Annotated in this window: 13 protein-coding genes; 5 read left to right on the top strand and 8 right to left on the bottom strand. The window is 71.9% G+C overall.

All coding sequences use genetic code 11. The features are described from left to right. Positions 1 to 6 precede the first annotated feature (6 nt). From ACTT8P_RS04980 to ACTT8P_RS04945, 8 genes are read right to left on the bottom strand one after another with little or no spacing between them, the layout of a single operon-like run. Positions 7 to 2,004, bottom strand: coding sequence for an NADH-quinone oxidoreductase subunit 5 family protein (locus ACTT8P_RS04980; protein WP_442830286.1), 1,998 nt, complete (start codon positions 2,002 to 2,004; stop codon positions 7 to 9). After that, entirely contained in the window at positions 2,001 to 2,423 is a 423-nt protein-coding gene (gene nuoK, locus ACTT8P_RS04975; protein WP_442830285.1) for an NADH-quinone oxidoreductase subunit NuoK, read from the bottom strand. The genes ACTT8P_RS04980 and nuoK overlap by 4 nt, the downstream gene beginning before the upstream one ends. Then, positions 2,423 to 3,091 (bottom strand): NADH-quinone oxidoreductase subunit J family protein, encoded by a 669-nt coding sequence (locus tag ACTT8P_RS04970; protein ID WP_442830284.1) that lies wholly within the window; start codon positions 3,089 to 3,091, stop codon positions 2,423 to 2,425. Before ACTT8P_RS04970 ends, nuoK begins: the two co-directional genes overlap by 1 nt. Then, positions 3,088 to 3,642, bottom strand: a complete 555-nt coding sequence (locus ACTT8P_RS04965; protein WP_442830283.1) for a NuoI/complex I 23 kDa subunit family protein — start codon at positions 3,640 to 3,642, stop codon at positions 3,088 to 3,090. The genes ACTT8P_RS04970 and ACTT8P_RS04965 overlap by 4 nt, the downstream gene beginning before the upstream one ends. Positions 3,643 to 3,644: 2 nt before the next feature. Further along, on the bottom strand, positions 3,645 to 4,613 hold the full coding sequence (locus tag ACTT8P_RS04960) for a complex I subunit 1/NuoH family protein (RefSeq protein ID WP_442830282.1): 969 nt from the start codon (positions 4,611 to 4,613) through the stop codon (positions 3,645 to 3,647). Continuing rightward, on the bottom strand, positions 4,610 to 6,001 hold the full coding sequence (locus tag ACTT8P_RS04955) for an NADH-quinone oxidoreductase subunit C (RefSeq protein WP_442830281.1): 1,392 nt from the start codon (positions 5,999 to 6,001) through the stop codon (positions 4,610 to 4,612). Before ACTT8P_RS04955 ends, ACTT8P_RS04960 begins: the two co-directional genes overlap by 4 nt. Next, positions 5,998 to 6,651, bottom strand: a complete 654-nt coding sequence (locus ACTT8P_RS04950; RefSeq protein WP_442830280.1) for an NADH-quinone oxidoreductase subunit B — start codon at positions 6,649 to 6,651, stop codon at positions 5,998 to 6,000. Before ACTT8P_RS04950 ends, ACTT8P_RS04955 begins: the two co-directional genes overlap by 4 nt. Next, positions 6,642 to 7,064, bottom strand: coding sequence for an NADH-quinone oxidoreductase subunit A (locus tag ACTT8P_RS04945; RefSeq protein WP_442830279.1), 423 nt, complete (start codon positions 7,062 to 7,064; stop codon positions 6,642 to 6,644). Before ACTT8P_RS04945 ends, ACTT8P_RS04950 begins: the two co-directional genes overlap by 10 nt. 149 nt (positions 7,065 to 7,213) lie before the next feature. Here ACTT8P_RS04945 and ACTT8P_RS04940 point away from each other — a divergent pair, with 149 nt between their 5' ends. The 5 genes from ACTT8P_RS04940 (at position 7,214) to ACTT8P_RS04920 (ending at position 14,312) form a co-directional block, all read left to right on the top strand. After that, entirely contained in the window at positions 7,214 to 8,398 is a 1,185-nt protein-coding gene (locus tag ACTT8P_RS04940) for a sensor histidine kinase (RefSeq protein ID WP_442830278.1), read from the top strand. Positions 8,399 to 8,550: 152 nt separating this feature from the next. Then, the gene (locus tag ACTT8P_RS04935) at positions 8,551 to 10,020 is read left to right on the top strand and encodes a sensor histidine kinase (protein WP_442830277.1); all 1,470 of its coding nucleotides are present in this window, start codon (positions 8,551 to 8,553) and stop codon (positions 10,018 to 10,020) included. Positions 10,021 to 10,330: 310 nt separating this feature from the next. Continuing rightward, a complete protein-coding gene (locus ACTT8P_RS04930; protein WP_442830276.1) occupies positions 10,331 to 11,002 on the top strand; it encodes a response regulator in 672 nt (223 codons plus the stop codon). Positions 11,003 to 11,308: 306 nt separating this feature from the next. Further along, on the top strand, positions 11,309 to 13,237 hold the full coding sequence (locus ACTT8P_RS04925) for a 2-oxoacid:acceptor oxidoreductase subunit alpha (RefSeq protein ID WP_442830275.1): 1,929 nt from the start codon (positions 11,309 to 11,311) through the stop codon (positions 13,235 to 13,237). Position 13,238: 1 nt separating this feature from the next. Continuing rightward, complete coding sequence (locus ACTT8P_RS04920; RefSeq protein WP_442830389.1) at positions 13,239 to 14,312, top strand: 2-oxoacid:ferredoxin oxidoreductase subunit beta; 1,074 nt, start codon at positions 13,239 to 13,241, stop codon at positions 14,310 to 14,312. Positions 14,313 to 14,332: the final 20 nt, after the last annotated feature.

Below are 14,332 nucleotides of genomic sequence, written 5' to 3'. Positions count from 1 at the left end.
GCCTGCTCACGCTCCCGTGGCGACGAGGACGGCGGCGACCGCGAGGACGACGGTGCCGGCGAGCAGCGCGCTCACATAGGTCTGCACATTGCCGGTCTGGGCGCGGCGTACGGCGGTTCCCAGCCAGCGGGGCAGGGCGCCCGCCCCGCGGACGTAGGTCTCGACGACCTCGCGGTCCAGGAACCGGACGAGCCTCGCGCCGGCCCGGACCGGGCGGACGAAGAGCGCCTCGTACACCGCGTCCAGGTGGAAGCCGACGGCCGCGTGCCGGTGCAGCGGGCCGAGGAGCAGCCGTCCGGGATCGGCCGGGTCGGGGGCGTAGGCCACGTCTCCGTAGGCGGGCCGGTGGCTGGCGATGGCCTCGGCCTCCACCACGCCGGCGTCGCGCTCCGGGTGCGCCGCGACCGCGCCCAGCGGCACCCGGGCGGCGAGCGCGGTGGTGTGCCGCCAGGCGCCGTAGGTGACGACGCCGCCGACCAGGGCGACACCGGTGCCGAGCACGGAGGTGGTCAGCGTCGGGGTGAGGGAACGGCCGTCGAACCAGTCGGGCAGCAGGCGGAAGGCGAGTCCGCCGAACGCGAGAGAGGGGATCGCCAGCACCCAGAGCACGGTGTTCATGGCGACCGGCTGCCGGCCGTGGTCGGGGGCGTCGGCGCCGTGGCCGCGGAAGGCCAGCAGCCACAGGCGCGTCGCGTAGGCCGCGGTGAGCAGGGCCGTGAGCAGACCGGCGACGAGCACGGTCCAGCCGGCGGCGGCCGGGGCGTGCTCGGTGTGGCCGCCGGCCACGTGCTCGGCGGCGCCGAGCACGGACTCCTTGGAGAAGAAGCCGCTGAAGGGAGGGATCGCGGCGAGCGCGAGCAGTGCGACGGTCATCGTCCAGTAGGCGTCAGGGACCCGGGCGCGCAGGTTCCGCATCCGGGACATGGCGGCCAGCGAGTTGGTGCCGGCGGCGTGGATGAGCACGCCGGCGGCGAGGAACAGCAGCGCCTTGAAGGCGCCGTGGGACAGGAGGTGGAAGACGGCGGCACCGCGGTCGGCGACGGCGAGCGCGCCGGTCAGGTAACCGAGCTGGCCGATCGTCGAGTAGGCGAGGACGCGTTTGATGTCGTCCTGGGCGAGCGCGGCGAGCGCCGAGCCGGTCATCGTGACCGCGGCCATGACGGCCAGCACGGCCATCGCGGCGTGCGACGCCTCGAAGACCGGAAGGAGCCGGGCGGTGAAGTAGACACCGGCGGCGACCATCGTCGCCGCGTGGATCAGCGCGGAGACGGGGGTCGGGCCCGCCATCGCGTCGGGCAGCCAGGTGTGCAGCGGGAACTGCGCCGACTTGCCCGCCACCCCGGCCAGGAGCAGCAGCGCGATCAGGGTCGGGTGGTCCAGGCCGCCGTCGCTCGCGACCGCGCCGAGGATCTTGGTGATCCGGAACGAACCGGCGTCGCCGGCCAGCGCGAACAGACCGATCAGGAAGGGGACGTCACCGAGCTTGGTCACCAGGAACGCCTTGAGGGAGGCGGCGCGGGCCTGAGGGGTCTCCCAGTAGTGGCCGACCAGGAAGTAGGAGCAGATGCCCATGACCTCCCAGCCGACCAGCAGCACCATCAGGTCGCCGGAGTAGACGACGAGCAGCATGGCGGAGGTGAACAGGGAGACGAGCGCGGCGTACGAGGGGTAGCGCGGGTCGTCGCGCAGATAGCCCGTCGAGTAGAGCTGGACGCAGGTGGCGACCAGGCCGACCAGGACAGCGACCAGGGCGGCGAAGCCGTCGATGTGCAGGGCGAGTTCGATCGGGACCGAGCCGGTGGGAGTCAGCTCCGTGACGGCGTCGATCGCCCGGCCGCCGCCCTGGCGCGCGGCGACGGTCACGGCGAGGGCGAACGCGGCGAGCGTCGGCAGCACGGCGAGTGGACGGACGAAGCCGGGTGCGGTGCGGCCCAGGAGCAGGCCGGCTGCGGCGCCCAGGAAGGGAAGGAGGGGGACGAGGACGGCGAGGTTGGTGGTGGTCACGCGGTGGCCTCGGCCTTCTCGGCGGCCGTCCCGGTGGTGGGGGCGTCGGGTTTGTGCGGGGCGGGGACGTCCTCGTCCGGGGCGGGGTCGTCGGGGCCGGGGCCCTCGGCGGTGTCGCGGAGCCGGTCGATGTCGGCGGTGCCGCGGTTGCGGTGGACGGCGAGCACGATCGCCAGGCCGATGCCGATCTCGGCGGCGGCGATGGCGACGGTGAAGAGGGTCAGGGCCTGCCCGGAGTGCAGGGTCTCCGCGGCGGTCCTGCTGAGCCAGACGTCGAAGGCGACCAGGTTGAGGTTGACGGCGTTGAGCATCAGCTCGACCGACATCAGGACCAGGATCGCGTTGCGGCGGGCGAGGACGCCGTAGAGGCCGGTGCAGAAGAGGAGGGCGGACAGGACGGCGGGGTAGGCGAGGTGCATCAGCGGACACCGTCCTTCTCGGCACCCGAGCCGGCATCGGGCTGGCCGGCACCCGTGTCGGCGGCGGGCTGGCCGGCACCCGCGCCGGTGCCGGGCTGGTCCGTGGCGGGCTGGTCGGCGGCGGGCTGGTCGGCCTTGGCCTTGCGGGACAGGACGATCGCGCCGACCAGGGCGGCGAGGAGGAGGACGGAGAGGGCCTCGAAGGGGAGGACCCAGTGCTGGAAGAGGCTCGCTCCGGTGACGGCGGTGGAGCCGGCGGCCGGGCCGTCGAGGTCGATCCAGGTGGTGCGGAAGGCGTCGGCGACCACCCAGACCAGGGCCGCCGCGGCGGCGACGGCCACGGCGAGAGCGGCCCAGCGGTTGCCGGAGTCGGCGTCCGGCGAGCGGCCGATGGGGGCCCTGGTGAGCATCAGCCCGAACAGGAGGAGGACGACGACGGAACCGACGTAGATGAGGACCTGCACCCAGGCGATGAACTCGGCGGTGAGCAGGAGGTATTCGACGGCGAGACCGCCGAGGGCCACTACCAGCCACAGGGCGGCGTGTACGAGTTGCCGGGTGGTCACGGTGACCAGCGCGGCGCCGAAGGTGACCAGGCCGACGAGGAGGAAGGCGATCTCGACGCCGGTCGGGGAGAGGAAACCGTGGGTTTCGGCCGCGAGGCTCACGCGTCGCCCTCCCGGGGTTCGGCTTCGGCTGCCGCCGCCAGTTTCTCGGCGCTCTTGCGGGCGGCGGCGAGTTCCTTGGGTTCCTCGGCGCCGGGGTCGAGGGCGGGCGGGGCCGGGACCGTCCACATCCACTCGCGGAGCTTGTCGCGCTCGTGGGTGAGGTCGCGGATGTCGGTCTCGGCGTACTCGAACTCGGGTGACCAGAACAGGGCGTCGAAAGGACAGACCTCGATGCAGATACCGCAGTACATGCACAGGGAGAAGTCGATGGCGAAGCGGTCCAGGACGTTGCGGCTGCGTTCGCGGCCGCCGGGGGCCGCGGCGGGGACCGTCTCCTTGTGCGAGTCGATGTAGATGCACCAGTCCGGGCACTCGCGGGCGCACAGCATGCAGACCGTGCAGTTCTCCTCGAACAGGCCGATCACGCCGCGGGTGCGGGGCGGGAGGTCGGGCTGGACGTCCGGGTACTGCTCGGTGACGGTCTTCTTCGTCATCGTGCGCAGGGTGACGGCCAGGCCCTTGGCCAGGCCACTTCCTGGAATGGGGGCCATGGTTACTGGATCACCACCTTGACGACGCCGGTGAGGGCGATCTGGGCGAGGGCGAGGGGGACGAGGAGGGTCCAGGAGAGCTTCTGGAGCTGGTCCTCGCGCAGGCGGGGGTAGGTGACGCGGAGCCAGATCACGACGAAGGCGAGGACGGCGGTCTTCAGCAGGGTCCACACCCAACCGAGGCCGTCGGCGCCCCACGGGCCGTGCCAGCCGCCCAGGAAGAGGACGGTGGTCAGGCCGCACAGGACGACGATCCCGGCGTACTCGGCGAGGAGGAAGAGGGCGAAACGCAGGCCGGTGTACTCGGTGTACGCGCCGAAGATGATCTCGGAGTCGGCGACGGGCATGTCGAAGGGCGGGCGCTGGAGTTCGGCGAGGCCGGCCACGAAGAAGACGATCGCGCCGACGATCTGCCAGGGCAGCCACCACCACGCGAAGGCGTCGAGGATGCCGGTCAGCGACACCGTGCCGGCGGCCATCGCGACCGAGGCGGCGGCGAGCAGCATGGGGAGTTCGTAGGCGAGGAGCTGGGCGGCGGTGCGCAGGCCGCCGAGGAGGGAGAACTTGTTGGCGGAGGCCCACCCGGCCATGAGCGAGCCGAGTACGCCGACGCCCATCACGGCGAGGACGAAGAAGATCCCGGCGTCGACGGCCTGACCGACCGCGCCCTCGCCGGGGCCGACGGGGACAGCCAGGAGGACGAGGAGGTACGGGAGGAGGGCGACGGCGGGGGCGAGCTGGAAGATACGGCGGTCCGCGCCCGCGGGGACGATGTCCTCCTTCTGCGCGAACTTCACGCCGTCGGCGACGAGCTGGGCCCAGCCGTGGAAGCCGCCGGCGTACATCGGACCGAGGCGGCCCTGCATGTGGGCCATCACCTTGTGCTCGGTCTGGCCGACGATCAGCGGGAACGCGAGGAAGACGACGAAGACGACGAGGAGGCGCAGGATGACGTCGAGCGCGTCGTTCACTGCGGGCCTCCTGGGGGGTTCTTGGGGGCGGGGCCCTTGTCGGGGGCGGGGTTCGGTGCGGGTCCGGAGTCCGGCTCGGGGGCGGGGTTCGGTGCGGGTCCGGAGTCCGGCTCGGGGGCGGGGTTCGGTGCGGGTCCGGAGTCGGGCGCGGGTCCGGAGTCGTGGCCGGGTTCGGGTGATTCGTCGTCCGCGTCGCCTCGCGGCTCGGACGTGGGTTCGTCGAAGGCCGGGCGGGCGTGATGCCACGGGGCGTCCGGGCTGCGGGGGGTGGCGGAGGTGTCCTGGGAGTCACCGGTCTCTTCGGTCCCGCCACGAGAGACCGTCGTCTCACCAGCTGGGCCGGACGGGGCTGAGGGACCGGACGGGACTGACGGTGCCGACGGGGCTGATGGGGCCGGCGGGGCTGATGAGGCTGATGGGGCCGACGGAGGCTCGGCGGGCGGAGCCGCCTGGCTGGCGGAGCCTTCCGCCGCCGTACGGGACCGCCGCGCCGGCGCCGGAGACGCGCTCCCCGGTGCCGCCTGACTCGCCGACCCCTCCGCCGCCGTACGGGACCGCCGCACCGACCTCGTCGTACCGGCATCCGACCTCGTCGTACCGGCATCCGACCTCGTCGTACCGGCATCCGACCTCGTCGTACCGGCATCCGCTCCCGTCGTACCGGCATCCGCCCCCGCCTGACCGGCACCCGTCCCCGCCTGGCTGGCGGAGCCCTCCGAGGCCGAGCGGGTCCGGCGGACCGGGCGGTCGCCCGTGGTGGCGGGCGGGCGGGCGGCGGCGCGGGCCGGACGGGCCGGGGCGGCGGGGAGTTGGCCCTTGAGGGGACCCCACTCGTTCGGGTCGGGGACGCCCGGCGGGAGCATCTGGCGGCGCCGGGGGCCGGCGTGGCCGGCGCCCGCCGAGGACTCCCCCGGCTCCTTCGCGCCCGGCCACGCCTTGGCGACCCGGGCGGCGAGGACGAAGTCCTTGCGCAGCGGGTTGCCTTCGAAGGTCTCCGGCAGGAGAAGGTGATCCAGTCCCGGGTGGCCGTCGAAGACGACGCCGAACATCTCGTGGGTCTCGCGCTCGTGCCACGCCGCCCCCGCGAACACGCCCACCGCGGTGGGCAGTACCGGGGTCTCGTGCGCGACCGTCGTCCGCAGCAGCAGGCGCCGTACCGGCGACAGGGCGGCGACGTGCGCCGCGACGCGGAAGCCCGTGCCCGGTTCGTCGACCGCGCTCAGCCAGTCGAAGTAGGTGCAGCCCAGCCGGTCGCGGGCGGTGCGCAGGGCCGTGATCCAGTCCGCCGGGGGGACGTCCACCGTCAGGACGTCGTAGGACTCCTCGGCCGTGGCCTCGGGGCCGAAGAGTTCCCCGGCGTCGGCGGGCAGCCAGCCGACCCCGCTCATCGGCCCTCCTCCGCGTGGCCGGACGCGGGCGGCCGCACCAGACCGCTCCGCAACGCCGCCGCCGACGGCCGCGAGGTGCCGTACCGCTCCCCCAGCGACTCCCGGGCGATCTTCTCCTGGAGCTTGAGGATGCCCTGGAGCAGCGCCTCGGGGCGCGGCGGGCAGCCGGGGACGTAGACGTCGACCGGGATGATCTGGTCGACGCCCTTCGTCACGGAGTACGAGTCCCAGTACGGGCCGCCGCAGTTGCTGCACGCGCCGAAGGAAATGACGTACTTCGGCTCGGGCATCTGCTCGTACAGCCGCTTGACGGCGGGGGCCATCTTGTCCGTCACCGTGCCGGAGACGACCATCAGGTCGGCCTGGCGCGGGCCCGGCGCGAACGGGATCACGCCGAGGCGGATGAAGTCGTGGCGGGCCATCGACGCGGCGATGAACTCGATCGCGCAGCAGGCGAGTCCGAAGTTGAAGACCCACAACGAGTACCGGCGGCCCCAGTTGAGGACGACCTTCATCGGCTCGGGGGCGAGCCGCGAGAGGGCACCGAGCCGCTTCGGTTCCGGCAGCGGCACCGGTTCGGCCTGTTCGGGTCGTCCGGACCGTTCGAGCTGTTCGGACCGTTCGGACCGTTCGGACGGCGTCACGTCCATGCCAGGACGCCCTTCTTGTATGCGTACAGCAGGCCCACGGCCAGGAAGCCGAGGAAGATGAACATCTCCACGAGCGTCGTCGCACCGTACCCGGGTGCGGCGAAGACCGTCGCCCAGGGGAAGAGGAAGATCGAGTCGACGGCGAAGATCACGTACAGGAACGCGTAGACGTAGTAGCGGACCTGGGTGTGCGCCCAGCCCTCGCCGACGGGGTCGACCCCGCACTCGTAGGTCAGGAGTTTCTCGGGCGTGGGGACCACCGGGCGCAGCAGGCGGCCCGCGCCGAACGCCACGGCCACGAAGAGCACGCCGACGACGGCGAGCAGTCCGACGACCGAGTACGACTGGAAGTAGTCCGCCGCCGTGACGACGGTCGGTTCCGGCACGTCCGTCCCTCGCTCCCTGTTCGTCACTGTCCGTCGCTGTCCGTACCTGTCCCCACTGAGACGACTGCGAGTCTAGAGCCTGCTAAAGAAACCGTAAGCAGGGTGGGGTTTTCCTCAGTGGTTCCGGGAGGTCCACCTCATGGCGCCGGGACCCGGCGCACGGCACGCTGATCCGTATGACCGAAAGCCTCTCGCCGGCCGTGCCGGGTGACCGCCCGCCGCCGGCCCGTTTCGCCTACGACCGGCACACCTGGAAGGAGATCGCCCATCTGCTGGCGAACCTCCCGGCGGCGCTCGTGGGATTCGTGTACGTGGTGACCGTCCTGTCGGTGGGTGCCGGACTGACCGTCACGGTGGTCGGGCTCCCGCTGCTGGCGGCCGGGCTGATGGGCGCGCGTCTGCTGGGCAGGCTGGAGCGGGGCCGGGCCAGGGCGCTGCTCGGGGTGCGGGTGGACGAGCCGAGCCGGCTGCCGTGGCGCGGCCGGGGCGGGTTCCTCCAACGGCTGTGGTCGGCGCTGCGGGACCCGGTGGGCTGGCGCACGGCCCTGTACGGGTTCATCCGGCTGCCCTGGGGCATCCTCACCTTCGTCACCACGCTGACCTCGCTGTTCGTGCTGTGGCCGGTGCTGCCGTTCATCGCGCGGGGGCTGGCCAACGCCGACCGCGCGATGGTGCGCGGGCTGCTGTCCCCCTCGGACGAGTTGGAGCGGCGGATCGCCGAGCTGGAGTCGGACCGGGGTGTGGTGGTCGACACGGCCGCCGCCGACCTGCGGCGCATCGAGCGCGACCTGCACGACGGCGCGCAGGCCCGGCTGGTCAACCTGGCCATGGGGCTGGGCCTGGCCAAGGAGAAACTGCTGGAGGGCCAGGCCGACGAGCAGGTGGCGGCGATGGTCGACGAGGCGCACGGCGAGGTGAAACTGGCCCTGCGGGAGCTGCGCGACCTGGCCCGCGGCATCCATCCGGCCGTCCTGACCGACCGCGGCCTGGACGCCGCCCTGTCCTCGGTCGCCTCCCGCTGCACCGTGCCGGTGAAGGTGACGGTCGATCTCGCGGAGCGGCCGGCGGCGGCCATCGAGGGCATCGCCTACTTCACCGTCTCCGAGCTGCTCCAGAACGTCAGCAAGCACAGCGCGGCGAGGTCGGCGGCGGTGGAGGTCTGGCGCTCGGAGACCCGGCTGCTCATACAGGTGTGGGACGACGGCCGCGGGGGCGCGCGGCTGGACGGCGGTACGGGGATGAAGGGGCTCGCGGACCGGCTGGGTGCCGTCGACGGCCTGTTCGTCGTCGACTCCCCCGAGGGCGGCCCGACGAAGGTGACGGCCGAACTGCCGTGGCGGGACCGTTCCGCCCCCGTCTGAGGTGTCCGAGGTGGGGAAAACCCCCGGTCCAAGAGACCGATGGGCTCCATGTCCCACGGCCGCGTGACCAAGGAGGGTGGAGGTACGACGGCACAGCCGTAGCACGCGGGCGCGCCACAGGGCAGGCAGGGACGAGCAGAAGGACGGCAGCGATGACCACGGAGTACGGACAGGAGTACGGGCAGGAGTACGGGCAGAGGTCCGGATACGGGTCCTCCGGGCGGGAGTACGGGCAGAGGTTCGGGCGGGGATACGAGCAGGGGTCCGGGCGGGAGTACGGGCAGGGGTCCGGATCCGGAGGGTCTTCCGGGCAGGCCGGTGCGGGGCGGCGGCACCGGCTGCCGGCCGGTCTGCGGGCACCGTTCGAGGCGCGCAGCTGGCGCGAGTTCTGCTACGTACTGCTGAGCCTGCCGATCAGCGTCCTCCTCTTCACCACGGCCGTCACGCTGGTCTCCCTGGGGGCCGGCCTGCTGGTGACCTTCCTCGGTGTCCCGGTGCTGGCGGCGGCGCTCGCCACCACCCGCGGGTTCGGCGCGGTGGAGCGGGTCCGGGCCCGCGCCCTGCTGGGGATGGAGGTGGCCGACCCGGAGCCGCTGCGGGCCCGGAAGCGGGGTGCCTTCGGCTGGATGGGCGCCGTCCTCAAGAGCGGCTCCTCCTGGCGGTCGCTGCTGTACGCGCTGCTGCACCTGCCGTGGGCGGTCCTCTCGTTCGGCGTCACCGTGGCCGTCTGGACCTGGGGCTGGGCGATGCTGACGTACCCGCTGTGGTTCTGGGTCTTCCCGATGTACGCCGGTCAGGACGGGTTGCAGCTGTACGGCGACGAGACCCACCGGATCTATCTGGACAACCCGTTCGAGATCACCGTGACGGCGCTGGTGGGGCTGCTGTTCACGCTGGCCGGGCCGTGGATCGTCCGGGCGCTGACGCTGGTGGACCGGGTGATGGTGCACGGGCTGCTCGGCCCGTCCCGGCTGGTGACGCGGGTCGTGGAGCTGGAGTCGGACCGGGGCGTGGTGGTCGACACGGCCGCCGCCGACCTGCGGCGCATCGAGCGCGACCTGCACGACGGCGCGCAGGCCCGGCTGGTCACCCTCGCCATGGACCTGGGTCTGGCCAAGGAGAAGCTCCGCGAGGACCCGCGGGAGGCGGCGCGGATGGTGGACGAGGCGCACGGCGAGGTGAAGACGGCGTTGCGGGAGCTGCGGGACCTGGCTCGCGGCATCCACCCGGCCGTCCTGACCGACCGCGGCCTGGACGCCGCGCTGTCCTCGGTCGCCTCCCGCTGCACCGTGCCGGTGACGGTGGAGGTGGACCTGGCCGAGCGGCCGGCCCCGGCGATCGAGGGGATCGCGTACTTCACCGTCTCGGAGCTGCTCCAGAACGTCAGCAAGCACGCGCGGGCCAGGTCCGCGGCCGTGGAGGTGTGGCGGGTGGAGAACCGGCTGATGCTCCAGGTCATGGATGACGGGATGGGCGGCGCCGACGCGTCGTCCGGTTCCGGACTCGCGGGACTGGCGGAGCGGCTGGACGCGGTGGACGGAATCCTGGTGGTGGACTCGCCGGCCGGCGGCCCCACCCGGGTCACGGCGGAACTGCCGTGGCGCTCGGACCGGCTGGGATGAGCCCGGGGTGCCGGGGCACGTCCTCGGCGCCGTAGCACTCGGACCGGCTGCGATGAGCCCCAGGTGCCGGGGCACGTCCTCGGCGCCGCACCGCTCGGACCGGCTGCGATGAGCCCCAGGTGCCGGGGCACGTCCTCGGCGCCGCACCGCTCGGACCGGCTGGGGTGAGCACAGGGTGCCGGGGCACGTCCTCGGGCCGAGGTGAGGCGGCATGTCCTCCCCCGCATTACCGTTGCCCGGACACAGACGAGGCCCGACGCCGGACCCGTCCACCGGGGCGGGCGCGTGGGGCTTTGGGGGGCCGGAATTCATGGAGGACAGGGTGCGCGTGGTCATCGCCGAGGATTCAGTGCTGCTCAGGGAGGGCCTGACCCGGTTGCTGACCGACCGCGGGCACGAGGTGGTGGCCGGGGTCGGGGACGGCGAGGCCCTGCTGAAGACCGTCGCCGAGCTGGACGGCCGGGGTGCGCTGCCGGACGTCGTCGTGGCCGACGTGCGGATGCCGCCGACGCACACCGACGAGGGGGTGCGGGCGGCGGTGCGGTTGCGCAAGACGCATCCGGGGGTCGGGGTGCTCGTGCTGTCGCAGTACGTGGAGGAGCGCTACGCCACGGAACTGCTCGCGGGTTCCAGCCACGGGGTCGGCTATCTGCTCAAGGACCGGGTGGCCGAAGTACGTGAGTTCGTGGACGCGGTGGTGCGGGTCGCCCAGGGGGGTACGGCTCTGGACCCCGAGGTGGTCGCGCAGTTGCTCGGGCGCAGCCGCAAGCAGGACGTGCTCGCCGGACTCACCCCGCGCGAGCGGGAGGTGCTGGGGCTGATGGCCGAGGGCCGGACGAACTCCGCGATCGCCAGGCAGCTCGTGGTGAGCGACGGAGCCGTCGAGAAGCACGTCAGCAATATCTTCCTGAAACTCGGCCTGTCCCCGAGTGACGGCGATCATCGCCGCGTTCTCGCCGTGCTCACCTATCTGAACTCCTGAATCCCCTGGTCACACCGCACTCCTAGGAATTCACCGATCACGCCGATCATCGCGATCATCGCCAGTTCACCCGAACGGACGACACAGACGGGAAACCGCACGACGAACAGGCGCGTCTTTCACCGCGCCGGGGGGGTGAGCGAGTCGTGGCCGAGCCGTGGAATTGCAAGGCGCCGGGCTGTCTCGAAGTCGTGTCCATCATGCGAATGTCCACCGGAAGGCAACCCCCACGGTCGTAGGGTTGATCCTGGGATGGCCGGTCCAAGGCCACTCCCCGGACAGCCGCCTCGAGGGAGGTCCAGTTCAGTGACCAGCCAGGTCAGCAGCCCAGCGGAGCAGGCCGACGGAACGGTCGTAGGAGAGCAGCGCAAACCGGCGGGGACGAAGGACGTCCGCCGGCTGGACCGGGTGATCATCAGGTTCGCGGGCGACTCGGGTGACGGTATGCAGCTCACCGGCGACCGCTTCACCTCGGAGACCGCCTCCTTTGGAAATGATCTTTCTACGCTGCCGAACTTCCCGGCCGAGATCCGCGCTCCGGCAGGCACTCTGCCTGGGGTTTCCTCTTTTCAGCTGCATTTCGCCGACCACGACATCCTCACTCCGGGCGACGCGCCGAACGTGCTGGTCGCGATGAACCCCGCCGCGCTGAAGGCCAACATCGGGGACCTGCCGCGCGGCGCGGAGATCATCGTCAACACGGACGAGTTCACCAAGCGGGCGATGCAGAAGGTCGGTTACGACGCCTCGCCGCTCGACGACGGGTCGCTGGACGGCTTCAGCCTGCACCCGGTGCCGCTGACCACCCTGACGGTCGAGGCGCTGAAGGAGTTCGCGCTGACCCGCAAGGAGGCCGAGCGCAGCAAGAACATGTTCGCGCTGGGTCTGCTGAGCTGGATGTATCACCGGCCCACCGAGGGCACGGAGAAGTTCCTGCGCACCAAGTTCGCGAAGAAGCCGGACATCGCGGCGGCCAACATCGCGGCGTACCGGGCGGGTTGGAACTTCGGCGAGACCACCGAGGACTTCGCGGTCTCCTACGAGGTGGCCCCGGCGGCGACGGCGTTCCCGCCCGGCGTCTACCGCAACATCTCCGGCAACCTGGCGCTGGCGCACGGGCTGATCGCCGCCTCCCGGCAGGCGGACCTGCCGCTGTTCCTCGGTTCGTACCCGATCACCCCGGCCTCCGACATCCTGCACGAACTCAGCAAGCACAAGAACTTCGGCGTGCGCACCTTCCAGGCCGAGGACGAGATCGCCGGGATCGGCGCGGCGCTGGGGGCGGCGTTCGGCGGCAGCCTGGCCGTCACCACCACCTCCGGTCCCGGCGTGGCGCTCAAGAGCGAGACCATCGGGCTCGCGGTCTCCCTCGAACTGCCGCTGCTGGTCATCGACATCCAGCGCGGCGGCCCGTCCACCGGGCTGCCGACCAAGACCGAGCAGGCCGACCTGCTCCAGGCGATGTACGGGCGCAACGGCGAGGCACCGGTCCCGGTGGTGGCCCCGCGCACCCCGGCCGACTGCTTCGACGCGGCGCTGGAGGCGGCCCGGATCGCGCTGACGTACCGGACGCCGGTGTTCCTGCTCTCCGACGGCTACCTGGCCAACGGCAGTGAGCCGTGGCGCATCCCGGAGCTGGAGGAACTGCCGGATCTGCGGGTGCGGTTCGCGCAGGGGCCGAACCACACCCTGGACGACGGCACCGAGGTGTTCTGGCCGTACAAACGCGACCCGGGGACCCTCGCCCGGCCCTGGGCGGTCCCGGGCACGCCCGGTCTGGAGCATCGCATCGGCGGCATCGAGAAGCAGGACGGCTCGGGCAACATCTCCTACGATCCGGCCAACCACGACCTCATGGTCCGCACCCGGCAGGCCAAGGTCGACGGTGTCGATGTCCCCGACATCGAGGTCGACGACCCGGACGGGGCGCGCACGCTGGTGCTGGGCTGGGGTTCGACGTACGGGCCGATCACGGCCGCGGTGCGGCGGCTGCGGGCGGCCGGGGAGTCGATCGCGCAGGCTCATCTGCGCCACCTCAACCCGTTCCCGGGCAACCTCGGCGCGGTCCTCGCGGCGTACGACAAGGTGATGATCCCCGAGATGAACCTCGGTCAGCTCGCCACCCTGGTCCGGGCGAAGTACCTGGTCGACGCCCACTCGTACCACCAGGTCAACGGTATGCCGTTCAAGGCGGAGCAGCTCGCCACCGCACTGCAGGAGGCCATCGATGACTGAGATGACTGAGATGACTGAGGTGACGACGACCGAGGCACTGCACCTGGTCCCCAAGGCCGAGGGCAAGCAGTCGATGAAGGACTTCAAGTCCGACCAGGAGGTGCGCTGGTGCCCCGGCTGCGGTGACTACGCGATCCTCGCCGCCGTGCAGGGCTTCATGCCCGAACTGGGGCTGGCGAAGGAGAACATCGTCTTCGTCTCCGGCATCGGCTGCTCCTCCCGCTTCCCGTACTACCTGAACACCTACGGGATGCACTCCATCCACGGCCGCGCCCCGGCCATCGCCACGGGGCTGGCCGCCTCCCGCCGCGACCTGTCCGTCTGGGTCGTCACCGGCGACGGCGACGCGCTGTCCATCGGCGGCAACCACCTGATCCACGCCCTGCGCCGCAACGTCAACCTCAAGATCCTGCTGTTCAACAACCGGATCTACGGCCTGACCAAGGGCCAGTACTCGCCGACCTCCGAGGTCGGGAAGATCACCAAGTCGACGCCGATGGGTTCGCTGGACGCGCCCTTCAACCCGGTCTCCCTCGCGCTCGGCGCGGAGGCCTCGTTCGTGGCGCGGACCGTCGACTCCGACCGGGGGCATCTCACCGAGGTGCTGCGGCAGGCCGCCGCCCATCCGGGCACGGCACTGATCGAGATCTACCAGAACTGCAACATCTTCAACGACGGCGCGTTCGAGGCCCTCAAGGACCGGCAGCAGGCCGAGGAGGCGGTGATCCGGCTCGAACACGGGCAGCCGATCCGGTTCGGCGCCGACCGCGCCAAGGGTGTCGTACGGGACCCGGCCACCGGCGACCTGAAGGTGGTGCCGGTCACCGCGGACAACGAGGCGTCCGTACTGGTCCACGACGCGCACGCCGCCTCCGCGACGACCGCGTTCGCGCTGAGCAGGCTCGCCGATCCGGACACCCTGCACCACACCCCGATCGGTGTGCTGCGCTCCGTGCGCCGGCCCGTCTACGACGACCAGATGAGCGACCAGCTCGACGCCGCCATCGAACAGAACGGCAAGGGCGACCTGGCCGCGCTGCTCGCCGGCGGCGACACCTGGACGGTCGTGGGCTGACCCGTCCGGAGAGCACCGGG

It is taken from the genome of Streptomyces sp. JW3, from assembly GCF_052216785.1.
GTDB lineage: Bacteria > Actinomycetota > Actinomycetes > Streptomycetales > Streptomycetaceae > Streptomyces.
This window is presented reverse-complemented; position numbering and strand designations above follow the sequence as displayed.

Coding starts and splice junctions, on each gene's coding strand:
- nuoK (WP_442830285.1), bottom strand. CDS start 2,423: ATGCACCTCGCCTACCCCGCCGTCCTGTCCGCCCTCCTCTTCTGCACC.
- ACTT8P_RS04965 (WP_442830283.1), bottom strand. CDS start 3,642: ATGGCCCCCATTCCAGGAAGTGGCCTGGCCAAGGGCCTGGCCGTCACC.
- ACTT8P_RS04955 (WP_442830281.1), bottom strand. CDS start 6,001: ATGAGCGGGGTCGGCTGGCTGCCCGCCGACGCCGGGGAACTCTTCGGC.
- ACTT8P_RS04950 (WP_442830280.1), bottom strand. CDS start 6,651: ATGGACGTGACGCCGTCCGAACGGTCCGAACGGTCCGAACAGCTCGAA.
- ACTT8P_RS04940 (WP_442830278.1), top strand. CDS start 7,214: ATGACCGAAAGCCTCTCGCCGGCCGTGCCGGGTGACCGCCCGCCGCCG.
- ACTT8P_RS04935 (WP_442830277.1), top strand. CDS start 8,551: ATGACCACGGAGTACGGACAGGAGTACGGGCAGGAGTACGGGCAGAGG.
- ACTT8P_RS04930 (WP_442830276.1), top strand. CDS start 10,331: ATGGAGGACAGGGTGCGCGTGGTCATCGCCGAGGATTCAGTGCTGCTC.
- ACTT8P_RS04920 (WP_442830389.1), top strand. CDS start 13,239: ATGACTGAGATGACTGAGGTGACGACGACCGAGGCACTGCACCTGGTC.